Annotated in this window: 20 protein-coding genes and 1 pseudogene; 16 read left to right on the forward strand and 5 right to left on the reverse strand. The window is 70.9% G+C overall.

Translation table 11 applies throughout. The features are described 5' to 3' along the window. Positions 1–207 precede the first annotated feature (207 nt). The 5 genes from ABZ318_RS19755 to ABZ318_RS19775 all read left to right on the forward strand — a co-directional run bounded on the left by ABZ318_RS19755 (position 208) and on the right by ABZ318_RS19775 (position 6,175). On the forward strand, positions 208–1,200 hold the full coding sequence (locus ABZ318_RS19755; protein ID WP_356903754.1) for an ABC transporter substrate-binding protein: 993 nt from the start codon (positions 208–210) through the stop codon (positions 1,198–1,200). Positions 1,201–1,267: 67 nt separating this feature from the next. Next, on the forward strand, positions 1,268–2,830 hold the full coding sequence (locus tag ABZ318_RS19760; protein WP_356903755.1) for a sugar ABC transporter ATP-binding protein: 1,563 nt from the start codon (positions 1,268–1,270) through the stop codon (positions 2,828–2,830). Beyond that, complete coding sequence (locus tag ABZ318_RS19765) at positions 2,827–3,942, forward strand: ABC transporter permease (protein ID WP_356903756.1); 1,116 nt, start codon at positions 2,827–2,829, stop codon at positions 3,940–3,942. Before ABZ318_RS19760 ends, ABZ318_RS19765 begins: the two co-directional genes overlap by 4 nt. After that, complete coding sequence (gene yjfF, locus ABZ318_RS19770) at positions 3,939–4,946, forward strand: galactofuranose ABC transporter, permease protein YjfF (RefSeq protein ID WP_356903757.1); 1,008 nt, start codon at positions 3,939–3,941, stop codon at positions 4,944–4,946. The genes ABZ318_RS19765 and yjfF overlap by 4 nt, the downstream gene beginning before the upstream one ends. Before the next feature lie 161 nt (positions 4,947–5,107). After that, positions 5,108–6,175 carry an aldose epimerase family protein gene (locus tag ABZ318_RS19775; protein WP_356903758.1) on the forward strand — a complete coding sequence of 356 codons (1,068 nt, stop codon included), beginning with the start codon at positions 5,108–5,110 and terminating at the stop codon, positions 6,173–6,175. A 75-nt stretch (positions 6,176–6,250) separates the two neighbouring features. Here ABZ318_RS19775 and mmsB read toward each other — a convergent pair whose 3' ends face one another. The 3 genes from mmsB to chvE form a co-directional block, all read right to left on the reverse strand. After that, on the reverse strand, positions 6,251–7,495 hold the full coding sequence (mmsB, locus tag ABZ318_RS19780; RefSeq protein ID WP_356903759.1) for a multiple monosaccharide ABC transporter permease: 1,245 nt from the start codon (positions 7,493–7,495) through the stop codon (positions 6,251–6,253). Beyond that, a complete protein-coding gene (gene mmsA / locus ABZ318_RS19785; RefSeq protein ID WP_356903788.1) occupies positions 7,492–9,063 on the reverse strand; it encodes a multiple monosaccharide ABC transporter ATP-binding protein in 1,572 nt (523 codons plus the stop codon). Before mmsA ends, mmsB begins: the two co-directional genes overlap by 4 nt. Positions 9,064–9,131: 68 nt before the next feature. Beyond that, on the reverse strand, positions 9,132–10,241 hold the full coding sequence (chvE, locus tag ABZ318_RS19790) for a multiple monosaccharide ABC transporter substrate-binding protein (protein ID WP_356903760.1): 1,110 nt from the start codon (positions 10,239–10,241) through the stop codon (positions 9,132–9,134). Positions 10,242–10,467: 226 nt separating this feature from the next. Between chvE and ABZ318_RS19795 the strand changes: the two genes are divergently transcribed. The 6 genes and pseudogenes from ABZ318_RS19795 to ABZ318_RS19820 form a co-directional block, all read left to right on the forward strand. After that, positions 10,468–11,514 (forward strand): LacI family DNA-binding transcriptional regulator, encoded by a 1,047-nt coding sequence (locus ABZ318_RS19795; protein WP_356903761.1) that lies wholly within the window; start codon positions 10,468–10,470, stop codon positions 11,512–11,514. A 457-nt stretch (positions 11,515–11,971) separates the two neighbouring features. Beyond that, the gene (araB, locus tag ABZ318_RS19800) at positions 11,972–13,678 is read left to right on the forward strand and encodes a ribulokinase (RefSeq protein ID WP_356903762.1); all 1,707 of its coding nucleotides are present in this window, start codon (positions 11,972–11,974) and stop codon (positions 13,676–13,678) included. 79 nt (positions 13,679–13,757) lie between these two features. Continuing rightward, a complete protein-coding gene (araA, locus tag ABZ318_RS19805) occupies positions 13,758–15,266 on the forward strand; it encodes an L-arabinose isomerase (RefSeq protein WP_356903763.1) in 1,509 nt (502 codons plus the stop codon). Between the two features lie 47 nt (positions 15,267–15,313). Further along, entirely contained in the window at positions 15,314–16,027 is a 714-nt protein-coding gene (gene araD / locus ABZ318_RS19810) for an L-ribulose-5-phosphate 4-epimerase AraD (protein WP_356903764.1), read from the forward strand. Positions 16,028–16,182: 155 nt separating this feature from the next. Continuing rightward, on the forward strand, positions 16,183–18,672 hold the full coding sequence (locus ABZ318_RS19815) for an alpha-L-arabinofuranosidase C-terminal domain-containing protein (protein ID WP_356903789.1): 2,490 nt from the start codon (positions 16,183–16,185) through the stop codon (positions 18,670–18,672). A 6-nt stretch (positions 18,673–18,678) separates the two neighbouring features. Continuing rightward, a pseudogene (locus tag ABZ318_RS19820) lies at positions 18,679–18,918 on the forward strand (TIGR03769 domain-containing protein); the annotation flags it as partial. Between the two features lie 295 nt (positions 18,919–19,213). On the opposite strand, the gene rpsN reads toward ABZ318_RS19820, so the two are convergent. Both rpsN and rpmB read right to left on the reverse strand, forming a co-directional pair. Next, entirely contained in the window at positions 19,214–19,519 is a 306-nt protein-coding gene (gene rpsN, locus ABZ318_RS19825; RefSeq protein WP_356903765.1) for a 30S ribosomal protein S14, read from the reverse strand. After that, complete coding sequence (gene rpmB, locus ABZ318_RS19830) at positions 19,519–19,755, reverse strand: 50S ribosomal protein L28 (protein ID WP_356903766.1); 237 nt, start codon at positions 19,753–19,755, stop codon at positions 19,519–19,521. Before rpmB ends, rpsN begins: the two co-directional genes overlap by 1 nt. An 85-nt stretch (positions 19,756–19,840) precedes the next feature. On the opposite strand from rpmB, the gene rpmG reads away from it, so the two are divergent. The 5 genes from rpmG (at position 19,841) to ABZ318_RS19855 (ending at position 24,150) form a co-directional block, all read left to right on the forward strand. Beyond that, positions 19,841–20,005 carry a 50S ribosomal protein L33 gene (gene rpmG, locus ABZ318_RS19835; RefSeq protein ID WP_356903767.1) on the forward strand — a complete coding sequence of 55 codons (165 nt, stop codon included), beginning with the start codon at positions 19,841–19,843 and terminating at the stop codon, positions 20,003–20,005. Positions 20,006–20,048: 43 nt separating this feature from the next. Beyond that, positions 20,049–20,294 (forward strand): type B 50S ribosomal protein L31, encoded by a 246-nt coding sequence (locus ABZ318_RS19840; RefSeq protein ID WP_356903768.1) that lies wholly within the window; start codon positions 20,049–20,051, stop codon positions 20,292–20,294. Next, positions 20,294–21,445 (forward strand): GTP-binding protein, encoded by a 1,152-nt coding sequence (locus ABZ318_RS19845; protein WP_356903769.1) that lies wholly within the window; start codon positions 20,294–20,296, stop codon positions 21,443–21,445. The genes ABZ318_RS19840 and ABZ318_RS19845 overlap by 1 nt, the downstream gene beginning before the upstream one ends. Before the next feature lie 44 nt (positions 21,446–21,489). Further along, a complete protein-coding gene (gene rpsR / locus ABZ318_RS19850) occupies positions 21,490–21,726 on the forward strand; it encodes a 30S ribosomal protein S18 (protein ID WP_356903770.1) in 237 nt (78 codons plus the stop codon). Between the two features lie 165 nt (positions 21,727–21,891). Beyond that, the gene (locus ABZ318_RS19855; protein ID WP_356903771.1) at positions 21,892–24,150 is read left to right on the forward strand and encodes a tetratricopeptide repeat protein; all 2,259 of its coding nucleotides are present in this window, start codon (positions 21,892–21,894) and stop codon (positions 24,148–24,150) included. The last annotated feature ends 158 nt before the right edge of the window (positions 24,151–24,308 follow it).

Here is a 24,308-nt window from a genome sequence, read left to right on the forward strand (position 1 = left end):
AAGAACGGGTAACTCCCGTGCGACCCCTTGAGTTACGTCTCTGTTAGCGCTCACAATGTGTCGCATTCGGCAGCCCGCCGCTCGTCGGGGCCGACGCTTCGCCCTGCCCCATCCGGCTCAACCACCCCTGCGCGACCACGCCTTCACCGGGCCCATCACCTTCAGGGCCCCGCCTGGCACGACGCACGTCCCGAGAGGAACCACGACATGGCCCACAGAGCCCTCCGCATCATCGCCGCCGCCGCCCTGGCCGGCAGTGTGCTGACCGCCTGCACCACCGAGCCCGCGGCCACCGGCGGCGCCGGCAAGGGCTCCTCCGACGGCAAGCTGGTGCTCGGGTTCGCCCAGGTGGGAGCCGAGAGCGGCTGGCGCACCGCCAACACCAAGTCCGTACGCGAGGCGGCCGAGAAGGCCGGCATCACGCTGAAGTTCTCCGACGCGCAGCAGAAGCAGGAGAACCAGATCAAGGCGATCCGCACCTTCATCCAGCAGAAGGTGGACGTCATCGCCTTCTCGCCGGTGGTGGAGTCCGGCTGGGACACCGTCCTGAAGGAGGCCAAGAACGCCGGCATCCCCGTGATCCTCACCGACCGCGCGGTCGACTCGCAGGACACCTCCCTCTACCGGACCTTCCTCGGCTCCGACTTCGTCAAGGAGGGACAGGAGGCCGGCAAGTGGCTCGTGAAGGAGTACGAGGGCACCTCCGCCCCCGTCAACCTCGTCGAACTCCAGGGCACCACCGGCTCCGCACCCGCCAACGACCGCAAGGCGGGCTTCGCCGACGTCATCAAGGGCGACCCCAAGTTCAAGGTCGTCGCCTCCCAGACCGGGGACTTCACCCGCGCCAAGGGCAAGGAGGTCATGCAGGCCTTCCTCAAGTCCCACGAGGACATCGACGTCCTGTACGCCCACAACGACGACATGGCCCTGGGCGCCATCCAGGCCATCGAGGAGGCGGGCAAGAAGCCGGGCGTCGACATCAAGGTGATCTCCGTCGACGGCATCAAGGACGCCTTCGTCGCCATGCAGGAGAAGAAGATCAACGTGGTGGTCGAGTGCAACCCGCTCCTCGGTGACCAGCTCATGGAACTCGCCAAGAAGGTCGCGGCGGGGGAGAGCGTCCCGCGGCGGGTCGAGGTCAAGGAGGGGGTCTACACCCAGGACCAGGCCGCGGCCGCCCTGCCCGGCCGCCAGTACTGACCTTCCGCCCGCACCAGACCGGGGGCGGCCCTCGTGCCACCCCCGATCCCTCAGGAGAGGAGGGCGGATGGCAGCCCCACCCACCCCCCGCGCACTCACCCGCACCGGCCCGCCCGTCCTGGAGGCCCGCGGCATCCGCAAGGCCTTCCCCGGAGTCCTCGCCCTCGACGGCGTGGACCTGCGCCTCTTCCCGGGCGAGGTCCACGCGCTGATGGGCGAGAACGGCGCAGGCAAGTCGACCCTCATCAAGGTGCTCACCGGGGTCCACCCGCCCGACGCGGGAACGGTCTCCGTCGACGGCGGCCTCCAGCGGTTCGCCGAACCGCTGGAGGCACAGCACGCCGGAATCAGCACGGTCTACCAGGAGGTGAACCTCTGCCCCAACCTCTCGGTCGCCGAGAACATCCTCATCGGCCGTGAACCCAGGCGCCTGGGTCTTGTCCACTGGTCGGCCCTCCACCAGCGCGCGGCACACCTCATCACCGAGCTGGAACTCGACCTCGACGTCCGCCTGCCGCTGAGCGCGCACTCCCTCGCCGTCCAGCAACTCGTCGCGATCGTACGCGCCGTGGACGTCAAGGCGAAGGTCCTCGTCCTGGACGAGCCCACCTCCAGCCTCGACCGGGACGAAGTCGCCCAACTGTTCGCCCTGGTGCGGCGCCTCCGCGACCGGGGCGTCGCGATCCTCTTCGTCACCCACTTCCTCGACCAGGTCTTCGACCTGTGCGACCGGGTGACCGTCCTGCGCAACGGACGCCTCGAGGGCGAGTACCGGATCGACGAGCTGACACCCGTCACCCTGGTCCACCGCATGGTCGGCAGCGAACTGCGCACCCTCGACGAACTGGCCGAGACGTCCCACACCGGCGCCGCGGCCACCCCCGAGTCCGCGGACGCCCCCTTCCTGAGCGCCCGCGGGCTCACCCGGACCGGCTCCATCCAGCCGTACGACCTGGACATCCACCGCGGCGAGGTCATCGGCCTGGCCGGGCTCCTCGGATCCGGACGCACCGAGGCGGCCCGGCTGCTCTTCGGCGCCGACCCCGCCGACGGGGGCGAGCTGCGGATCCACGGCGAACACGCCGCACTGCGCTCGCCGCGCGCCGCGATCGCCCACAAGATCGCCTTCTGCTCGGAGAACCGCAAGGCGGAGGGCCTGATCGGCGAACTCACGGTCCGCGAGAACATCGTGCTCGCCCTCCAAGCCGCACGCGGCTGGACCAAACCCCTCTCCCGCACCCGACAGGACGAGATCGCCGCCCGGTGGACCGAGGTCCTCGACATCCGCCCGGCCGACCCCGAGGCGCAGGTCCGCAACCTCAGCGGCGGCAACCAGCAGAAGGTGCTGCTCGCCCGGTGGCTGCTCACCGACCCCGAGCTGCTGATCCTGGACGAACCCACCCGGGGCATCGACATCGGTGCCAAGACGGAGATCCAGAAACTCGTCACCCGCCTGGCCGCGGAGGGCACCGCGGTCCTGTTCATCTCCGCCGAACTCGAGGAAGTGCTGCGGCTGAGCCACCGGGTCGGCGTCCTGCGCGACCACCGGCTCGTCGCCACCCTCCCCAACGACACGACCCTGACGCCCGACCGGATACTGGGCGCCATCGCCACCGGAGCCACCTCATGACACCACCTGACGACACGGGCGCCGGGGCCCTCCCGGCCCGGGCGCCCGGTGCCCGGCGGCTCACCGAGCACCGCCTGTTCTGGCCCGCCGCCGTCCTGGCCGCCCTGTTGCTGGGGAACGTCGCGCTCACCCACGACTTCTTCGCCGTCCGCGTCCAGAACGGACACCTGTACGGCAGCCTCGTCGACATCCTCCAGTTCGGCGCCCCTCTGATCCTGGTCTCGCTCGGCATGACGCTCGTCATCGCCACCCGGGGCATCGACCTGTCGGTCGGCTCGACGGTCGCCATCGCCGGCGCCCTCGCGTGCGAGCACATCGCCACCGCGAAGGACCCCGGAAGCCTGCCCACCGTCATGGCGGCGATCGCGGTGGCGGTCGGCGTGGCCGCCGCGATCGGACTGCTGAACGGCTTCCTCGTCGCCCGGCTCGGCGTCCAGCCCATCGTCGCCACGCTGGTCCTCATGGTCGCCGGACGCGGCGTGGCCCAGCTGATCACCGACGGCCAGATCATCAGCGTGTCCAGCAGCGCCTACAAGATGATCGGCGGCGGCTACTGGCTCACCCTCCCCTTCGCCGTCCTGCTCGCCGCCACCCTCGTCGCCGTCACCTCCCTCGTCACCCGGCGGACCGCGCTCGGCATGCTCATCGAGTCGGTGGGCGGCAACCCCGTCGCGAGCCGACTCGTCGGCATCAGGGCGGCCGGACTCCTGGTCATGGTCTACGTCGTCAGCGCCGTGTGCGCCGCGGTGGCCGGCCTGATGATCAGCTCCAACGTGTCCAGCGCCGACGGCAACAACGCGGGCCTGTGGATCGAGCTGGACGCGATCCTCGCCGTGGTCATCGGCGGCACCGCCCTCACGGGCGGCCGTTTCTCCCTCGGCGGGACGGTCCTGGGCGCGCTGATCATCCAGACCCTCTCGACCACGATCTACACCCTCGGCGTACCGCCGGAGACCACCCTCGTCTTCAAGGCCCTGGTCGTCATCGTCGTGTGTCTCGTCCAGTCGCCCGCGTTCCGCGCGCGACTCTCACGCCGTCGCCGACCGGCCGCCCCGGACCCCGCCCCCGCGGCCGGCGACACGGCGGCCCGCCGGCAGGAGGTCCACCCGTGAGCACCACCCTCAGCTCCCTCACCACACCGCTCCACCGGTTCTCGGTACGGCACGCCACCCGCCTGCCGCTCATGGTGACGGGCACTCTGCTGATCGCGATGTTCTCGATCGGCTCCCTGCGGTACGAAGGCTTCTTCTCCGCGCAGGTCCTGCTCAACGTCCTGATCGACAACGGCTTCCTGCTCGTCGTCGCGATCGGCATGACGTTCGTCATCCTCACCGGCGGGATCGACCTGTCCGTCGGCTCCATGGTGGCCCTGTCGACCATGCTGACGGCCTGGCTCGTCGAACGGAACGGCGTGCCGCTCGCCCTGGCGGTGCCCCTGGTCCTGCTGGTGGGAGCGGGAGGCGGCGCCCTGATGGGCTGGGTGATCCACACCTTCGAGATCCAGCCCTTCATCGTCACCCTCGCGGGCATGTTCCTCGCCCGCGGCCTCTGCTACATGATCAGCACCGAGTCCATCTCGATCACCGACCCGACGACCACGCGGATCGCCCAGACACGGGTGCTCCTGCCCGGGGGGCTGTTCGTCTCACCCGCCGTGGTCATCGCCCTGGTCGTGCTGGTGCTCGCCTTCGTCCTCCTGCACCACACCCGCTTCGGCCGCACCGTCTACGCCCTGGGCGGCAACGAGTCCTCGGCCCGTCTCATGGGCCTGCCCGTGGGACGCACCAAGGTCGCGGTCTACGCAGTGAGCGGTCTGTGCTCCGCCCTCGGCGGCCTGCTCCTGACCTTCTACATGCTGTCCGGCTACGCCCTGCACGCCGTCGGCATGGAACTCGACGCCATCGCGGCCGCCGTCATCGGAGGAACGCTGCTGACCGGAGGCTCCGGCTTCGTCCTGGGGACCGCACTGGGCGTGACGGTCCTCGGCCTGATCCAGACCGTCATCAGCTTCCAGGGCACGCTCAGTTCGTGGTGGACGCGCATCGTCATCGGCGGTCTGCTGTTCGTCTTCATCCTCCTCCAGCGCCTCTTCGGAGGGTCCCGCCCGACGGAATAGACCTCCCGACGGAATAGACCTCCCGACGGAATAGACCTCCCGACCTCCCGGCCGAGACCGAATCCCGAGCGGGCCGCTGAACACGACCGCCCGGGAAGGGGGGAGCAGGGAACCCTGCTCCCCCCTTCCCGGGCGTATCCCACTTCGAGCAAGGAACTCCCATGAACCCGTCCCCGCCCCCTTCCACCGGAGGCCCACCGGTCTGCCACCCCGGCACGGACGCCGGGCAACGATGGACCTTCGGCTTTCCCGGCGGACTCACGGCGGAGGTGCACACCCGCGGCGCCCGCCTCCACGGGCTGTGGGTGCCGGACCGGCACGGCACCCCGGCCGACGTCGTCCTCGCCCCCCGCGACCCGGCCCGGACGGCCGACGCCGCCCGGTACTTCGGCGCCACCGTCGGCCGCTACGCCAACCGCATCGCACGAGGCAGGTTCTCCCTGGACGGGAAGCCGTACCAGCTGACCACACAGGAGGACGGCCACTGCCTGCACGGCGGAACCGACGGCTTCGACACCCGGCTCTGGGAAGCCGAAAGCGTGCACACCCCGGAGTGGACCGGTGTGCTCCTGCACCTCCGCAGCCCCGACGGCGACCAGGGATTCCCGGGAAACCTGGACGTCACCGTCAGCTGTCTCGTCGGCCGCGGCGGCGAACTCTCCTTCTCCTACGCCGCGGTCACCGATGCGCCCACCCCGGTCAACCTGACCAACCACGCCTACTTCAACCTCGAAGGCGAGGGCGCCGGCGACGTCCTCGACCACGAACTGGCCGTCGACGCCACGCACTACACACCGGTCGACGCGGACCTCATCCCCCGCGGGGACCACCGCCCCGTCTCCGGCACCGCGTTCGACCTCCGCCGGCCGCTCAGGATCGCCGAAGCCCTGGCCCGCCCCGACGCGGGCGGCGCGTACGACCACAACTTCGTCCTGAGCCCGCACGACGACGGCACCCTCCGCCGGGCCGCCGTCCTCCACGCCCCGGCCACGGGCCGCCGCATGGAGGTGCTGACCACGGAGCCCGGCCTCCAGGTCTACACCGCGGGGCAGTTCGACGGAACGGTCCTCGGCAAGAGCGGTACGCCCTACCGGGCGGCCGCCGGCATCGCGCTGGAGACCCAGCACTTCCCCGACTCCCCGAACCGCCCCGGTGACCCGTCCCCGGTGCTGCGACCCGGCGACGAGTACCGGTCGAGGACGGTCCTGCGGTTCGACGCCCGCGACTGACCGCGTGCGAACACGTCGACACGGCTGTGCCCGCCGGTGGAGGAACCGGCGGGCACAGCCGTGTCCGGAGCGGCGTCAGGCGCCTGCCCTTCGCTTGTTCCACACGTCGAAGCCGACCGCCGCGAGCAGCACGAGGCCCTTGATGACCTGCTGCCAGTCGGTGCCCACCCCCACCAGGTTCATGCCGTTGTTGAGCACGCCGAGGACCAGGCCGCCGATGATGGCTCCCAGCACGGTCCCCACGCCGCCGCTCATGGACGCCCCGCCGATGAACGCGGCGGCGATGGCTTCGAGTTCGAAGTTCACGCCGGCCTTCGGCGAGGCCGCGTTGAAGCGCGCCGCGAAGACGAGCCCGGCGAGCGCCGCGAGCATTCCCATGTTGAGGAACACCGCGAAGGTCACCTTCTTGTCCTTGACCCCGGACAGCTTCGCGGCGGGCAGGTTCCCGCCGATCGCGTACACGTGGCGGCCGATCACCGCGTTGCGCATCACGTAGCCGAAGCCGACCAGCAGCACGGCCAGGATCAGGAGGACCACGGGGGCGCCCTTGTAGCTGGCGAGCAGCAGGGTCGTGACCAGGACGGCGGCGACCAGTGCCGTCACCTTCAGCGCGAACAGGCCGGTGGGGAGCGTCTCCAGGGCGAACTCCCGCTGGCGGCGGCGGTCCCGCACCTCCTGGAAGACCACGTAGGCGATCAGTCCCATGCCGAGCAGCAGGGTGATGTTGTGGTAGTTGGTCCGCGGCCCCGCCTCCGGCAGGAAGCCGTTGGCGATCTTCTGCAGTCCGTCCGGGAACGGGCCGAGCGTCTGCCCCTTGAGGAAGATCTCCGTGAGCCCGCGGAACAGCAGCATGCCGGCGAGGGTCACGATGAACGACGGTATGCCGACGTACGCGATGAAGAATCCCTGCAGGGCGCCGGCGACGGCTCCGAGGAGCAGGGTGAGGAGCACCGCGACGGGCCAGGAGACGTGGTGCTCGACCATGAGCACCGCCCCGATGCCGCCGACCAGGGCCATCAGGGAGCCCACCGACAGGTCGATGTGCCCGGAGATGATGACGATCATCATGCCGATGGCCAGGATGAGGATGTAGCTGTTCTGCAGCACCAGGTTGGAGACGTTGCGCGGCAGCAGGAGGTCGCCGCCCGTCCAGATCTGGAACAGGAGCACGATCAGGCCGAGCGCGAAGAGCATCCCGTACTGGCGCATGTTCTTCCGGACGCCGTCCAGGAGCATCCGGGCCATCGATGCCCCGGTGGACGGGGACCCGCCGCCCGGGGGCGCCGGGGTGGTCGTCTTCATGCCGATGTCGGTGCTCATGCCTGGTGTCCTTCGCTGGAGGCGGCGCCTGCGGTGACCGCCGGTGGTGCGGGGGAGTCCTGCGTCATGTGCCGCATCAGCACTTCCTGCGTGGCGTCCTCGCGGGTGACCTCGCCGGTCAGCCGCCCGGCGGCCATGGTGTAGATGCGGTCGCACATGCCGAGCAGTTCGGGCAGCTCGGAGGAGATGAAGAGGATCGCCTTGCCCTCGGCGGCGAGCCGGTCGATCACGGTGTAGATCTCGAACTTGGCTCCCACGTCGACTCCGCGCGTGGGCTCGTCGAGGATGAGGACGTCCGGTCCGGCGAGGATCCACTTGCTGAGGACGACCTTCTGCTGGTTGCCGCCGGAAAGGCGCCCCACCGGTTCGAGGACGTTCGGAGCCTTGATGTTCATGGTCCGCCGGAACCGTTCGGCCACCTTGCGTTCCTCGTGCCCGTCGACGATTCCGCGACGGGCGAGGGCGCCGAGGGACGCGAGCGAGATGTTCCGGCTCACGGAGTCGCCGAGGTCGAGCCCGTAGTGCTTGCGGTCCTCGGTGACGTACGCGATGCCGTGGGCGACCGCCTCGGGGACCGTACGCGTCCGTACCTCGCGGCCGTCCTTGAACACGGCGCCCCGCTCGTAGTGGCCGTAGGAACGGCCGAAGACGCTCATGGCGAGTTCGGTCCGGCCGGCTCCCATGAGGCCCGCGACGCCGACGATCTCCCCGCGGCGGACCCGGAGCGAGACCCCGTCGACCACCTTGCGGCCGCGGTCGAGCGGATGACGCACGGTCCAGTCCCGGACCTCCAGGACCGGGGCGGCGTCGGCCGGGCCCTCGTACGGCGTGCGGTCGGGGAAACGGCTGTCGAGGTCCCGCCCCACCATGCCGCGGATGATGCGTTCCTCGGTGGTGGCCGGATCCCTGACGTCGAGGGTCTCGATGGAGCGACCGTCGCGCAGGATGGTGACGGAGTCGGCGATCCGGGCGATCTCGTTCAGCTTGTGCGAGATGATGATCGACGTGATGCCCTGGCCCTTCAGCTCCCGCATCAACCGCAGCAGCTTCGCGCTGTCCTCGTCGTTGAGCGCCGCGGTGGGCTCGTCGAGGATCAGCAGCCGGACGTTCTTCGCCAGCGCCTTCGCGATCTCCACGAGCTGCTGCTTGCCGACACCGATGTCGGCGACCCGGGTCTCGGGGTGTTCGTCGAGACCGACCCGCCTGAGCAGTTCGGACGCCCGGCGCAGCGCCTCGCGCCAGTCGACGATCCCCCTCCGGGACGGCTCGTTGCCGAGGAAGATGTTCTCGGCGATCGACAGGTAGGGAACGAGCGCGAGCTCCTGGTGGATGATGACGATGCCGTGCTGCTCACTGGCCCTGATGTCCTTGAAACGGCACGGCTCGCCGTCGAAGAGGATCTCCCCCTCGTAGGTCCCGTGCGGATGGACGCCGGACAGGACCTTCATGAGGGTCGACTTTCCCGCACCGTTCTCTCCGCACAGGGCGTGCACCTCGCCGCGCTCCACGGACAGGGTCACCTCGGAGAGCGCCCTGACGCCCGGGAAGGTCTTGACGATGGACCGCATTTCGAGGACGGGGCCGGCGGGGGACGGGACCGGGGCGGGAGCGTCGGGGGAGTGGGCCGCGGAGGGGGTCACCGCAGTTCCCCGGCGTCGATGTAACCGGAGTCGACCAGGACCTTCTTGTAGTTCGACTTGTCGACGCTCACCGGGTCGAGCAGGAAGGCCGGGACCACCTTCTTGCCGTTGTCGTAGGTGGTCTCGTCGTTGGTCTCGGGCTTCTTGCCGGCGAGGACGGCGGTCACCATGTCCGCGGCGACCTGCGCGAGCGCCCGCGTGTCCTTGTAGACGGTCTGCGTCTGCTGCCCCGCGATGATCGACTTCACGGAGGCGACCTCCGCGTCCTGGCCGGTGACGACCGGCAGCGGCTTGGCGGCGCTGCCGTAGTCGTCGGACTTCAGGGCGGACAGGATGCCGATGGAGATGCCGTCGTAGGGGGAGAGGACGGCATCGACCCGGGCCGTGGAGTACGTGGAGGTCAGCAGGTCGTCCATGCGCTTCTGCGCCGTCCCGCCGTCCCAGCGCAGCGTGGTGACCTGGTTGAGCCGGGTCTGCTGGGAACGCACGACCAGCTGCTTCTTGTCGAGGTAGGGCTTCAGCACCTTCATGGCGCCGTTGAAGAAGTACTTGGTGTTGTTGTCGTCGTTGGACCCGGCGAACAGCTCGATGTTGAAGGGGCCCTTCTTCGATCCGCTCTTCAGCCCCAGCTTCTCGACGATGTACGTGGCCTGGAGCTCGCCGACCTTCTCGTTGTCGAAGGAGGCGTAGTAGTCGACGTGCGGGGAGCCCAGGATGAGCCGGTCGTAGGAGATCACGGGAATGTGGGCGTCCGCCGCCTGCTGGAGGACGTTGGACAGGGCCTCGCCGTTGATGGCGGCCACGACCAGGGCGTCGACGCCCTGGGTGATCATGTTCTCGATCTGGGCGACCTGCTGGTCCGGGTCGTCCTCCCCGTACTGCAGGGTCGTGGAGAAGCCGGCCTTCTTCAGGCTCGCGGTCATGTTCCGGCCGTCGGCGATCCACCTCTCGGAGGACTTGGTGGGCATGGCGATGCCGATGGTGAGGTCCTTCTTGTCCTTCGACTCCTGGCTGCCGCCCTCGCTGTTCTGCCCGCAGGCGGTCAGGAGCAGGGCGCAGCTCGTGGTCACGGCCAGGAGGGCGGATACGGATCGGAACTTCTTCATGGGCGTTACCTGGCAATCCCGTCGTGGAGGGCGGCTCGGACCGGAACGGGATCGGCGGCAGCGCGTGTCCTCGCACCACCGGGACGGCACCGTTCCGGCTGGGTGGCCAGGGCGTCGACGCCCCGGTCGAGCTAGATTGTTAGCGCTCACAACGGCGTGATACAAGAGGCGCTAAGGTTTTTCTCGCATCGATACACAGCCGTAAGCAGGGAGAAGGGAGGCGAACGTGGCGCATCCCGCGGAAGACGTCCGCCCGCCGACGATGGCCGACGTCGCACGAGAGGCGGGGGTCTCCCACCAGACCGTCTCCCGGGTGCTGAGCGGCCACCCCAACGTGCGCGCGGCCACCCGGGAGCAGGTCACCCTGGCCATCGAGCGGCTGGGCTACCGCCGCAACTCCGCCGCACGCGCCCTGGTGACGCGCCGTACGAGGACGCTGGGCGTCATCGCCGTCAACACCGCCCTGTACGGCCCTGCCAGCACCATGACCGGCCTGCAGGAGGCGGCCCGGGAGCAGGGCTACCTCGTCTCGACCGTCAGTCTGCGCACCGGGGAGGGGCAGGGGCTCAAGGACGCCATCGACCACCTCGCGGCCTGGGGCGTGGAGGGCGTCGTCGCCATCACCCCGCAGCGCTCGCACGTGCAGGCGCTCGCCGAACTGGACGCGCCCTTCCCTGTGGTCACCGTGGAGGGCGGTCATCAGCTCGACCTGCCCGGCGTCTCCCTCGACCAGGAGCTCGGCGCCCGCATGGTCACCGAGCACCTGCTCGCCGCCGGGCACAGCACCGTCTGGCACGTGGCGGGCCCCGACGACTGGCTGGAGAGCGAGGCCCGCACCGCGGGATGGCGCACCGTCCTGGAGGAGAGCGGCATCCGGCCTCCGCGCGTACTGACGGGGGACTGGAGCCCGCTGTCCGGGTACCGGGCGGGACAGGAACTCGCCGGTCTCGCCCTGGCCCGCCGCGGAGCGACACCGGTCACCGCCGTCTTCGTCGCCAACGACCAGATGGCGCTCGGCGTCCTGCGGGCGCTGCGCGAGGTCGGGATCCGCACCCCCTCGCAGGTGGCCGTCGCCGGCTTCGACGACATCCCGGAGGCCGAGTACTTCCCTCCGCCGCTGACGACGGTCCGTCAGGACTTCGCCGCCATCGGGCGCCGGAGCATCGGGCTCCTGGTGGACCACATCGAGGGCCGCGCCCAGAAGGCCGAGCGCCTCCTGGTGGAACCGCAGCTCATCATGCGCGCGAGCACGCGCCCTTCGAGCGAGGCCTGACACTCACGGCGACTCTCGCCACCGCTTCCTGCCGCCGGGCGACGGGTCTCCGCCTGCCGTCCGGCGACGGGTCTGCCGTCTGCCGCCGGGCGACGGGTCTGCCGCCTGTCGTCCGGTGACGGGCCTGCCGTCCGGCGGCAGGCCTCCTGTCTGCCGTTCAACGGTGCGCGCCGGGCCGCCCGCGCGGGCGCACCCGTCGGCTCCCGCCTCCCGTCCAGTCGGCGCACGTGCCGTCGGTCCGCCCGCGCGGGCGCAGCGCCGGCCCCGCCCCCTGTCCTGCTGGGCTGGTCGCGGCGCGGCCGGCCCTCTCCTGCCCTGAAGTGAGCGCTCACTTCAGAAGGCTGATTTCTTTCCGAATGTTCGGCAGAACAGCACGCAACCCTTGTCCAATCCAATTGTGAGCGTTAACAATCGGGATGCTCCTCCGGCCCCTGCTCATGACGAGAGAGACCACATCGTGACCACACACGCCCTTCCCGGCCCCGCGGACCCTCACCACCCCGAGGCCTGCACGATCGGAGTCGACTTCGGCACCCTCTCCGGGCGCGCCGTCGTGGTCAGGGTCCGGGACGGCGCCGAACTCGGTTCGGCGGTCCACGAGTACCGCCACGCCGTCATCGAGGACCGCCTCCCCTCCACCGGCGCCCCCCTGCGCCCCGACTGGGCCCTCCAGCACCCCGAGGACTGGCGCGACGTCCTGCGCACCGCCGTTCCGGCGGCGGTCGCCGCCGCCGGAGTCGACCCCGCCCGCGTCATCGGCATCGCCACCGACTTCACCGCCTGTACGGTCCTGCCGACCACCCCGGACGGCACCCCGCTCGCCCTGACGCCCGAGTGGGCCGACCGCCCGCACGCCTGGCCCAAACTGTGGAAGCACCACGCGGCCCAGGGGCAGGCCGACCGCATCAACGCCCTCGCCCACGCCCACGGCGAGAAGTGGATCGCACGGTACGGCGGCAGGATCTCCTCCGAGTGGCAGTACGCCAAGGCCCTGCAGGTCCTGGAGGAGGACCCCGCCGTCTACGCCGCCTGTGCCCGCTGGATCGAGGCGGCCGACTGGATCGTCTGGCAGCTGACCGGCACCGAGTCCCGCAACACCTGCACCGCCGGCTACAAGGGCATCCACCAGGACGGCGCCTACCCCTCGCCCGGCTTCCTCGCCCGACTCCACCCGGACTTCGCCGACTTCCCCGCCACGCGCCTGGAGCACCCGCTCTCACCCCTGGGCTCCCGCGCCGGCGCACTGAGCGGCCGGGCCGCGCGCTGGACCGGCCTCCCCGAGGGCATCGCCGTCGCCGTCGGCAACGTCGACGCCCACGTGGCCGCGCCCGCGGCGGGCGCCGTCGAGAACGGGCGGATGCTCGCCATCATGGGCACCTCCACCTGCCACGTCCTCAACGGCGCCGCCCTCGCGGAGATCCCCGGCATCTGCGGGGTCGTCGACGGCGGCATCGTCGAGGGCGCCTACGGCTACGAGGCCGGCCAGAGCGCGGTCGGCGACATCTTCGCCTGGTGGCTCCGGCAGGGCGTCCCGGACCCCTACCGCGCCGAGGCGGAGGCGTCGGGCGAGGACCTCCACCAGCTCCTGACCCGCAAGGCCGCCGACCAGCCGGTCGGCGCGCACGGCCTGGTCGCCCTGGACTGGATGAACGGCAACCGTTCCCCCCTGGTCGACCACCACCTCTCCGGAGTCATCGCCGGCCTCACCCTCGACACCCGGCCCGAAGACGTCTACCGAGCCCTGCTCGAATCCACCGCCTACGGCACCCGGATGATCGTCGAGGCCTTCGAGGACGGCGGAATCCCCGTCGAGGAGTTCATCGTCACCGGAGGCCTGAAGAAGAACGCGCTGCTCATGCAGATCCACGCCGACGTCCTGCGCCGCCCCGTCTCCCTCGGCACCTCCGAACAGGGGCCGGCGCTCGGCTCGGCCATCCACGCCGCCGTCGCCGCGGGCGCCTACCCGGACGTCCGCACCGCCGCCTCCGTCATGGGAAGCGTGCAGCGCCACGCGTACGTGCCCGACACCGCGCGGGCGGACGCCTACGACGCGCTGTTCGCCGAGTACCGCGCCCTGCACGAGCACTTCGGCACCGGGCCGGACCTCCTCCTGCACCGCCTGCGGCGGATCCGCAACACCGCACGCGTCGCCACCGCCGGCTGACCGGCCCGCCTCCCCGACTCTCCGGGTCCCGCCCCGGCCCGACCTCTCCGCCCCAGCACCTCCGAGGAGCACACCCGACATGACGCCCGCCCAGCCCGACCGCGAGATCTGGTTCCTCACCGGCAGCCAGGCCCTCTACGGCGACGACACCCTGGCCCAGGTCGCCGACCAGTCCCGCGCCATCTGCGAGACCCTCGCCGACCAGCCCCAGATGACCGTCCGCCTCGTGTGGAAGCCGGTCCTCACCGACGCGGCCGCCATCCGCGCGGTCTGCCTGGAGGCCAACGCCGACGACCGCTGCATCGGCCTGATCGCCTGGATGCACACCTTCTCCCCGGCCAAGATGTGGATCGCCGGCCTCGACGCCCTGAGCAAGCCGCTGCTGCACCTGCACACCCAGGCCAACCGCCGACTGCCCTGGTCCACCATCGACATGGACTTCATGAACCTGAACCAGGCCGCCCACGGCGACCGCGAGTTCGGCTTCGTCCAGACCCGCCTCGGCGTCCCGCGCAAGACCGTGGCCGGTCACGTCTCCACCCCCGCCGTCGTCGACCGCATCGCGGGATGGGCCCGCGCCGCCGTCGGCCGCTCCGAACTGACCACCCTCAAGCTCGCCCGCTTCGGCGACAACATGCGCGACGTCGCCGTCACCGAAGGCGACAAGGTCGAGGCGCAGCTGCGGTTCGGGGTCTCGGTCAACACCTACGGCGTCAACGACCTCGTCGCCGCGGTCGACGCCGCCCCCGACGACACCGTCACCGCCCTCGTCAAGGAGTACCAGGACCTCTACGCCCTCGCGCCCGAGCTGCGGCCCGGCGGCGAGCGCCACGACTCCCTGCGCTACGCCGCCCGCATCGAAGCCGGCCTGCGCACCTTCCTCACGGAAGGCGGCTTCCGCGCCTTCACCACCAACTTCGAGGACCTCGGCGGCCTGCGCCAGCTGCCCGGCCTCGCCGTGCAGCGCCTGATGGCGGACGGCTACGGCTTCGGCGGCGAAGGAGACTGGAAGACCTCCACCCTGCTGCGCACACTGAAGGCGATGGCCCACGGCCTGCCCGGCGGCACCTCCTTCATGGAGGACTACACCTACGACCTCACGCCCGGCCAGGAGCTCATCCTCGGCGCCCACATGCTCGAGGTCTGCCCCTCCCTCACGACGGCCACGCCCACCTGCGAGATCCACCCGCTCGGCATCGGCGGACGCGAGGACCCGGTCCGCCTCGTCTTCGACGCGGACCCCGGCCCGGCCGTCGTCGTCGGCCTCGCCGACATGGGCGACCGGTTCCGCCTCGTCGCCAACCACATCGACGTCGTCGCCCCGCCCGAGCCGCTGCCCCGGCTCCCCGTCGCCCGCGCCGTCTGGCGCCCCCGCCCCGACCTGCGCACGTCCACCGAGGCCTGGCTGACGGCCGGGGCACCGCACCACACCGTCCTGACCACCGCTCTCGGCGGCGAGGAGCTCGAAGACCTCGCCGAGATGCTGCGGACCGAGCTCGCCGTCATCGACGAGGACACCACCATCCGGCGCTTCACACGCGAACTGCGCTGGAGCCAGGCCTACCACCGTCTGGCCCAGAGCCTGTGAACACTCCAGCCACCACCGCCTCCACCCCCACCAGGACGGAGTCCTCCGTGAGCACGACCGTTTCCAGGGAACTGCGCCGAGAGGTACTGGAAGCCAACCTCCGCATCCCCCGAGCCGGGCTCGCCACCCTCACCTGGGGCAACGTGAGCGGTGTGGACCGACAGGCCGGCGTCTTCGTCATCAAGCCGTCGGGGGTGGCCTACGACGTGCTGAGCGAGGAGGACCTGGTCGTCGTCTCCCTGTCCGACGGGAGCGTCGTGGACGGCCACCTGCGACCGTCCACCGACACGGAGACCCACCGCAGTCTCTACCTGGCCTTCCCCTCCATCGGCGGCGTGACCCACACGCACTCCACCCACGCCGTCGCCTTCGCCCAGGCCCGGCGCCCCATACCCGTACTCGGCACGACCCACGCCGACACCTTCAACGGTCCCGTCCCCGTCACCGAGGCCCTCACCCCCGAGCAGTGCGCCACGGACTACGAGTACAACACCGGCCAGGTCATCGTGGACCTGCTGGGCCGTGACGACACCCGGGCCAGGGAGGTCCCCGGCGCCCTGGTCGCCCACCACGGCCCCTTCACCTGGGGCGCCGACGCCACTGCCTCCCTGGAGCACGCCATCATCTGCGAGGCGGTGGCCGAGATGGCCCTCCACACCATCGCCCTGGGCACGGTCGAACCCCCGCAGCACGTCCTGGACCGCCACTTCACGCGCAAGCACGGTCCGGACGCCTACTACGGCAACCCCCCCACCGTGTGACCACACCGCCATGGCTGCGGCGCGCCCCGCCGGCGCACCGCGCACCGAGAGCACGACGCCCACCACCGTCCACCTCAAGGAGAGCCGCCTTGCGCACGCGCACCCGCACCACCGGAAGAACCGGTGTCCTCACCGGTGGCCTGCTCGCCACCTCACTGGCCGCCGGTCTCCTCGCCCACTCCCCGGCGGCGGCGGAGGACACCGCCGTGACGGACTACACGATCTCCGTGGACGCGGACCGCACGGGTCCGGCGATCGACCCCACCATGTACGGCGTCTTCTTCGAAGACATCAACAACGCCGCCGACGGCGGCCTCTACGCCGAACTCGTACAGAACCGCTCCTTCGAGTACAGCCCCGTCGACAACCGGTCCTACACCCCGCTGACCTCCTGGCAGCAGACCGCGTCCGGCGGTGCCACCGGCACCCTCCAGGTCGTCGACGACGACGGGCGGCTGAACGAACGCAACCGCAACCACCTGCGCCTGAACCTCTCCGGTACAGGCGGCACCACCGGCCGCTTCGGCATCGTCAACAGCGGCTACGGCGCCGGCATGGCCCTCAAGGAAGGCGCACGCTACGACTTCTCCGTCTGGGCGCGCACGGACGACGCGGCCGGTACGCGTCTGACGACCGAGCTCCGCTCCGGCGACGGCACCGTCCTGTCCGAGCCACTGGGCATCGCCGTACGCGGCGACCGGTGGACCAAGTACACCGGCACGCTCGTCCCCAAGGTGACCACCACGGCGGGCCGGCTCGCGGTGACGGCCTCCGGCGCCGGGACCGTACGCCTCGACATGGTCTCCCTCTTCCCCCGGGACACCTACAAGGGCCGCAAGAACGGACTGCGCAAGGACCTCGCCGAGAAGATCGCCGCCCTGGACCCCGGCTTCCTGCGCTTCCCGGGCGGCTGCCTGGTCAACACCGGCAGCCACTACGCCTACGAGGCACCCACCTGGGAACGCCGCCGCTCCTACCAGTGGAAGGACACGATCGGCCCGGTCGAACAGCGGGCCGTGAACGCGAACTTCTGGGGCTACCACCAGAGCTACGGTCTGGGCTACTACGAGTACTTCCAGTTCGCCGAGGACATCGGCGCGATGCCGCTGCCCGTCGTGCCCGCCCTGGTCACCGGCTGCGGGCAGAACCAGGCCACCGACGACCCCGCTCTCCTGAAGCGGCACATCCAGGACACCCTGGACCTGATCGAGTTCGCCAACGGCCCCGTCACCTCCACCTGGGGCCGCAAGCGGGCCGAGATGGGCCACCCGAAGCCCTTCGGCCTGACCCACCTGGCCGTGGGCAACGAGGAGAACCTGCCCGACGCCTTCTTCGCCCGCTTCACCGAGTTCCGCAAGGCGATCGAGGCCAGGTACCCGCAGATCACGGTCGTCTCCAACTCGGGCCCCGCCTCCAGCGGCGCCGTCTTCGACCGGCTGTGGGACCTCAACCGCCGGGCGGGCGTCGGCCTGGTCGACGAGCACTACTACAACACCCCGCAGTGGTTCCTGGAGAACAACAACCGCTACGACTCCTACGACCGTACGGGCCCCAAGGTGTTCCTCGGGGAGTACGCCTCCCGCGACAACCGCTTCTCCAACGCCCTGTCCGAGGCGGCGTTCATGACCGGCCTCGAACGCAACGCCGACGTCGTCAAACTCGCCTCCTACGCCCCGCTGCTGGCCGACGTGCAGAAGAACCAGTGGCGGCCGGACATGATCTGGTTCGACAACGACCGCTCCTGGGGCTCGACCAGCTACGAGGTCCAGAAGCTGTTCATGAACAACACCGGTGACCGGGTCGTGCCGAGCCGCGCCTCCGCCACCCCGGCCGTCTCCGGACCGATCACCGGCGCGATCGGCCTGTCGACCTGGGCCACCAGCGCGGCCTACGACGACGTCGAGGTGACCGGCGAGGACGGCACCACCCTGCTGAAGGACGACTTCTCCGCCGGGGACTCCCGGTGGACGCCGGCGGCCGGACGCGGCACCTGGGCCGTCGCGGACGGAGCGTACGTCCAGTCCGACGAGACCGCGGAGAACACCCTGGTCACCGCGGGCGACGCGGGCTGGCAGAACTACGACCTGAAGGTCAAGGCCACGAAGAAGTCCGGCAGGGAAGGCTTCCTGGTCGCCTTCGGCGTACGCGACACCGGCCACCACTACTGGTGGAACCTCGGCGGCTGGGGCAACACCCGCTCCGCCGTCGAGAAGACCGCCGACGGAGGCAAGCAGACCCTGCTGGAGAGCCCCACGACCATCGAGACGGGCCGCACCTACGACGTCCGCGTCCAGGTACGGGGCCGGCAGGTCACCCTCTACCTCGACGGCCAGAAGTGGGGCTCCTTCACCGACGACAAGACCGCCGAGCCGTTCCGCCAGGTGGTGACCAGGGACAAGGACGACCTGGTCGTCAAGGTCGTCAACGCCCAGGCCACCGCGGCCCGCACGAGCATCGACCTCGGCACCGCGAACATCGCCTCGACGGCCCGCCTGACGACCCTGGCGGGCGCACCGGACGCGGTGAACGGCGCCGACGCCTCCCCGATCCAGCCGCGCAGGTCGACGCTGGAGGGCATCGGGCGGAACTTCACGTACACCTTCCCCGCCTATTCGGTCACTTTCCTGCGGGTCAAGACCAGGTAGGAGGCCTTGTGTTCCGGCGGTGGAGAGCGTTCGCTCTCCACCGCTCCTTCGTCGAAGCCGGCGACAACCTCGGCACCGGGCGACCTGCACGTCTACCTCACCGACACGCTCGGCAACCCCACCGGCCACATCGACTCGACCGACGGCCTCGACGCGCAGGACTCCTCCACGCTGCCGCCCGAGGCACACACCCACGTCAACTGGGTCTTCACCGAACCGGGTACGTACGAACTGGCCGTACGCGGCCAGGTTCGGCGCCGGCGGTGCGGCCCTTGCCGGAGGCGGCCGGGTAGGCGACGGACGGGGAGGGAGACGAAGAGTGGGGCGCCGCGAGGTTTCGCGGCGCCCCGCAGGCTTGGATCTCGGGCCGGTTGCGGGCGGTTGAGCCGGTCCTCCCGGCTCGGCCCCGGGTTCCCCTCGCGGGCCCGCGGGATTCCGCACGCGGACGAGAGCGGCCCTGAACACTCGTGGCGTCCGTTTCCGACGGACGCCTGCGGTTCGCGCGCCCGGGTGCCGTCCGGTGGTGTCGCCGAGTCCTCGTCTACCAGGACGACTTGGTCACTCCGGGCAGGAATCCGGCGTGTGCCTGCTGGCGCGTCCGTACTCGCGAGAGTCCGAACCTGCGCAGGTAGCCGCGGGGGCGGCCGTCCGTGCTGTCGCGGTTGCGTACGCGCGTGGCGCTGGCGTCGCGCGGTTGGCGCCGCAACTCGGCGAAGGCGGCGTCCCGTTCGGCCGCGGTGGAGGACGGACGGCGGATGACCTCCTTGAGCTCGGCCCGCCGGGCGGCGTACCGCTCGACGGTCTCCTTGCGCTTCTCGTTCTTCGCGATCTTGCTTCGCTTCGCCATCAGACCTTCCCTCCTCGTGCGCGGATGCGCGCCACGGCGGCCTCGATGCCGATCGCGTCCACCGTCTTGATCGCCTTGGCGCTGAGCGTCAGGCGGACGTGGCGTCCCTCGCCGGGCAGCCAGTAGCGCTTGCGCTGGATGTTGGGGTCGAAGCGACGCGAGGTGCGCCGGTGGGAGTGGGAGATGGTGTTGCCGAATCCCGGCTTGGCGCCGGTCAGTTGGCAGTGGGCCGACATGGGTGCTGCCGCCTTCCTCGTTGGCTGGGTGTGATGCTCGACGTACGGTATCGAAAATGAAAACCGTTGTCATATACTATCCGGCATGACATGCAACGAGATCCGCCCGGCCATCGAGCTCCGCTCCACGGCGGGCACCGGGTTCACCCGGGTGACGTGCGAGAACCGGCGCACCGACCCCGGCCGCCTGGTGCCGCGCACGTACCACCCCGTGGTCGGCCGGCACGCCGACTTCCGCGAAGAGCGCTGACCACCCCGCCCCACCAGACCCCCGACCATCGAAAGGTCCTGCCATGAAACCCGGCATCCACCCCGCCTACGAGCCCGTCGTCTTCCGCGACTCCGCCTCGGGCACCGCTTTCCTCACCCGCTCCACGATGACCAGCGACAAGACGATCGAGTGGGAGGACGGCAACACCTACCCGGTCGTCGACGTGGAGATCTCCTCCGCGAGCCACCCCTTCTACACGGGCATGGCGCGCGTCCTCGACACGGCCGGCCGCGTCGAGAAGTTCCAGCGCCGCTACGGAGCCCGTTGATGGTCGGCGATCAGCGGCTGCCCGTCGTGATCGTCGCGGGGCTGCACGCCGAAGCGCGGAAGGAGGTCGTCGAGCGGCTCCTGCGGGCCGTTCCGGGCAGCGTCGCGCTGCACCACGACCTCGGCAAAGGGCCCGGCGGTACGGTGCTCCGTCTCGTACGGGACGCCTCCGGCACCGTCTCCTCCGGCGAGACGCCCCTGGTCAACGACTGTGCGTGCTGCGCGTTGCGCGAGGACCTGGTCCCGGAACTGGAGCGGCTCGCGGACGGCGGTCCGACCCGTCTCGCCGTGATCGAGCTGTGGGACTCGGTCGAACCGAAGGCCATGGCGGAGGTCATCGCCCACCACGGCGGAGACCGACTGGCGCTGACGAACGTGATCACCGCCGTGGATCCCGCCCTCGTCCTTCCCTGCCTCGCCAACGGCGACGACCTGGCCGAGGCCGGCCTGGCCGCCGCCCCTGCCGACCAGCGGACGGTCGGCGACACCTGGGCCCGTCAACTGGAGTACGCACCCGTGCTCGCCCTCGTCGACAACGACGAGGCCGACGACGAGGACCACGCCCTCCTCGCACAGCTCCATCCCACCGCGCGGCGCGTGGCCGCCGGTTCCGGCGAACTCGTCGAAGCGGCCTTCGCCGGCTTCGACGTCGAGGCCGCGGCGGCCGCCCAGCACCCCGCCTGCGCGCTGCTGCCCCAGGACGCCGACGAGGCCGGCGTCGCCACCTTCGTCTGGCGCCGCCACCGGCCCTTCCACCCGGAACGGCTGTACGAGGCGCTCGAGGACCTGTGCTGTGCCGCCGCCCGCAGCCGCGGCCGGTTCTGGCTCGCCGACCGCCCCGACACCCTGCTCGCCTGGGACGCGGCCGGCGGCGCGCTGTGCGTGGAGAGCGCCGGTCCCTGGCTGGCGTCGATGCCCGACGCCGCCTGGGAGATGGTCCCGCCCGTGCGCCGCGCGGCGGCCGCCCTCGACTGGCACCCCGAGCACGGCGACTGCTGTCAGCACCTCGTCTTCACCTCGCCCGGCCTCGACCGCGACGGGCTCGAACGGCTCCTCGACTCCTGCCTCCTGACGGACGCGGAGTACGCGTCGGGGCGCGAGGCCTGGAAGCAGCTGCCGGCCGCCTTCGACTCCCTGCTCGACGCCGCCTGACCTCGTACGACCCCACTGAAACGCTCAATCGAAGGAACCGCGACATGGCACGACGTCCCGACCCCCGCAAGCCCGTGAAGGCCCGCCCCAACCCGCTCGACGCGGCCGGAATCACGTACGTCGACTACAAGGACACCGACCTGCTGCGGAGGTTCCTCTCCGACCGGGGCAAGATCCGCAGCCGCCGCGTCACCCGCGTGACCGCCCAGCAACAGCGCTCGCTCGCCACCGCGATCAAGAACGCCCGCGAGATGGCCCTGCTGCCGTACGCGAGCCGCTGACGTCGTGGACAGCCCCGAGAAGGCCGGTGAGGGCCGTGCTGCGCCGTGGTGGCTCGGGAGGCCGATCACCGTGGGGCCTCCCGCCCCGCCGGGGCGCCCGTTACGAGCGGGTCCGGCCGTACCGCGCACGACATACCCTCGCCCCTGAGAAGAGACAGGGGAGTCATGTCCGGAGAGAAAACCTACGGGACGGTCCTGCGCGCGCTGCGTCAGCGGGCCCGCTTGACGATGGAGGAGCTGTCCGAGGCGTCGGGTGTGAGCGTCCGTGCCATCGGCGACATGGAGCGGGGCCGCAGCCGCACACCACAGCGGCGCACCGTGGTGGCGCTGGCGGACGGGCTGGGACTCGGAGTGACGGAGCGGGAGGGCCTCCTGGCGGCGAGCCGGGCAGGCCGTCCCACGCGTGCGGTGGCGGTCGCGGGCACGGCGGTGCCGCCGCGATCGGTGGAGGACTTCACCGGGCGTGGCCCCCAGCTGGCCCGGCTGAAGGGGATGGCCGAGCGGGCCGGCGCCGGTGACGGTGTGTCGATGGCGGTGATCTCGGGCCCGCCGGGATGCGGAAAGACCACCCTGGCGCTCCAGACGGCCTCGGATCTGGCGGAAGACTTCCCCGAAGGCTGCTTCATGGTGGACCTCCACGGCGTCGACGGGGCCGTGGATCCGGACGAGGCGCTGCTGAAGCTGCTGAAGGCCCTCGGGGTGTCGGACCGCCGGCTGAGCCAGGAGGGTGCGGCCGGGCACGCCGGACTGCTGCGGGCGCTGCTGGGCGAGCGGCGGTGTCTCGTGGTGCTGGACAACGCGCGCGACGAAGGGCAGGTGCGCCCGTTGCTTCCGTCGGGCGGGCGCAGCCTGGTCCTGGTGACCAGCCGACGGCCCCTGACAGGGCTGGAGGACGTCGACCGGCTGGCGTTGGAGGAGATGACCCAGGACGAGGCGGTCGAGTTGCTCCGCCGGATCCTGGGCGAAGGGCGGGCGGACGCGGAACCCGACGCCGTGGCGAGGGTGGCGGAGATGTGCGGACGCCTGCCGCTGGCCCTTCGCGTGGCCGGCAACTGGCTGGCGATCAGGTCGGCCTGGACCGTCGATCGCCTGGCGCGCCGTCTGTCCGACGAGGAACGGCGGTTGAGCGCCCTGACCGTGGACGACGTACGGGTGGAGGCGGCGTTCGAGTTGTCCTACCGGGAGCTGACGGACGAGGCCGCTCGGATGATGCGCCTGCTGAGCCTGGTTCCGGGGCCGGACATGACCGCCGCGTACGGTGCCGCGCTGGCGGACGTCGGCCTCTTCGAGGCCGAGGACGTGATGGAGGAACTGGTCGAGGCCGGGCTGCTCCAGGCCACCTTCAGCGGTCGGTACCAACTGCACGACCTGCTCAGGCTGTTCGCCCGCGGTCGCCTCTTCCGCGAGGAGCCGCCCCTCGAACTGCGGGCGGCGGACGACCGGCTGCGCGACTGGTTGCTGGACACGGCCGTGGTGGCCGGCCGCTGGTACAAGCCCAAGTACGGCGCGCCTCCGGCCTCCTGGAAGGGACTCGTCCCTCTGGAGAGTGCCGAGGACGCCCGGACCTGGCTGCAGAGCGAAGCTCCTGCCTGGCTCGCGGCGCTGCGCGACGCCGCGCAGAAGAACGAGCACGCGCGCGTCGTGGAGACGGCCGACGCCATGGAGTGGTTCTGCAACCTGTGGGTCTTCTGGGGTCACTGGTCCGAGCTCTACGAGCTCGCCGGCCGAGCGGCCGCGGCGCTCGACGCCCCCGACAAGCGCGCCTTCACCCTCAACATGCACGCATGGGCCCTCATCGCATGCGACCACCGGTACCGGGAGGCCATCGAACGGGCCGAGACGGCCCTCGGCTGCGCACGCCTCGCCGGCGACGTGCCGCAGCAGGCCTCGGCCCTCTCCCACGCGGCGGTGGCGCACCGGAAGCTGGGCGAAGTCCAGGAAGCCGCCGACAAGGCCCGCGCCTCCGTGGAGCTGTACGAGGGAATCGGCGACCGCGAGGGCTGGCTCGGGGCCATGGTCAACCTGGGGTCCTGCCTGCGTGCCCTGGGCCGTACCGGAGAGGCGCACACGCAGAACCTGCGGGTCCTCGCGTTCCTCGACGCGCCGGACAGGGAGGTCGGCGAGCACCTGGCAGGCATGGTCCGCGCCCACACGACGTACGCGCTCGGCCTCGACCACGCCCTTCTGGGCCGGTGGAGCGAGGCACTGGACCGTCATCGCGACGCGCTGGCCCGGTTCCGGAGCATCGGCATGCCCCACATGCAGGCGAGCGCGCTCCTGGGTGCGGGTGAGGCACTGATCGAACTCGGAGAGGTGGAAGAGGCCCGTGGCTGCCTCGCGGAGGTCCTCGAAATCGGCGACGCGGCCGACGCCGAGATCGTGAGCGGTGCCCGGAAGCGGCTGGAGGAGTTGTCCGCCCGGTGAACGGCCGGCGCGGCAGCGGACGATCGTGCGCTGTCGTGCCAACTCCGGGGCACGGGGAGAAAAGTCGGGCGATCGGACCGGTCGTAGCTTCGGGGTGTGCCGGGCCGCGGAAGCGGCGGGCACGGAGACACCGATCGTTTCGAAAGGACCCACCCCTC

This window comes from Streptomyces sp. NPDC006197 (genome assembly GCF_040613865.1).
Lineage (GTDB): Bacteria > Actinomycetota > Actinomycetes > Streptomycetales > Streptomycetaceae > Streptomyces.

What these genes read in the sequence shown, in the direction of transcription:
- rpsN (WP_356903765.1), bottom strand. Translation starts at nt 19,519, where the DNA reads ATGGCGAAGCGAAGCAAGATCGCGAAGAACGAGAAGCGCAAGGAGACC.
- mmsA (WP_356903788.1), bottom strand. Translation starts at nt 9,063, where the DNA reads ATGCGGTCCATCGTCAAGACCTTCCCGGGCGTCAGGGCGCTCTCCGAG.
- ABZ318_RS19765 (WP_356903756.1), top strand. Translation starts at nt 2,827, where the DNA reads ATGACACCACCTGACGACACGGGCGCCGGGGCCCTCCCGGCCCGGGCG.
- rpmG (WP_356903767.1), top strand. Translation starts at nt 19,841, where the DNA reads ATGACATGCAACGAGATCCGCCCGGCCATCGAGCTCCGCTCCACGGCG.
- ABZ318_RS19855 (WP_356903771.1), top strand. Translation starts at nt 21,892, where the DNA reads ATGTCCGGAGAGAAAACCTACGGGACGGTCCTGCGCGCGCTGCGTCAG.
- rpsR (WP_356903770.1), top strand. Translation starts at nt 21,490, where the DNA reads ATGGCACGACGTCCCGACCCCCGCAAGCCCGTGAAGGCCCGCCCCAAC.
- araA (WP_356903763.1), top strand. Translation starts at nt 13,758, where the DNA reads ATGACGCCCGCCCAGCCCGACCGCGAGATCTGGTTCCTCACCGGCAGC.
- rpmB (WP_356903766.1), bottom strand. Translation starts at nt 19,755, where the DNA reads ATGTCGGCCCACTGCCAACTGACCGGCGCCAAGCCGGGATTCGGCAAC.
- ABZ318_RS19775 (WP_356903758.1), top strand. Translation starts at nt 5,108, where the DNA reads ATGAACCCGTCCCCGCCCCCTTCCACCGGAGGCCCACCGGTCTGCCAC.
- ABZ318_RS19760 (WP_356903755.1), top strand. Translation starts at nt 1,268, where the DNA reads ATGGCAGCCCCACCCACCCCCCGCGCACTCACCCGCACCGGCCCGCCC.
- ABZ318_RS19755 (WP_356903754.1), top strand. Translation starts at nt 208, where the DNA reads ATGGCCCACAGAGCCCTCCGCATCATCGCCGCCGCCGCCCTGGCCGGC.
- ABZ318_RS19845 (WP_356903769.1), top strand. Translation starts at nt 20,294, where the DNA reads ATGGTCGGCGATCAGCGGCTGCCCGTCGTGATCGTCGCGGGGCTGCAC.
- chvE (WP_356903760.1), bottom strand. Translation starts at nt 10,241, where the DNA reads ATGAAGAAGTTCCGATCCGTATCCGCCCTCCTGGCCGTGACCACGAGC.
- mmsB (WP_356903759.1), bottom strand. Translation starts at nt 7,495, where the DNA reads ATGAGCACCGACATCGGCATGAAGACGACCACCCCGGCGCCCCCGGGC.
- ABZ318_RS19840 (WP_356903768.1), top strand. Translation starts at nt 20,049, where the DNA reads ATGAAACCCGGCATCCACCCCGCCTACGAGCCCGTCGTCTTCCGCGAC.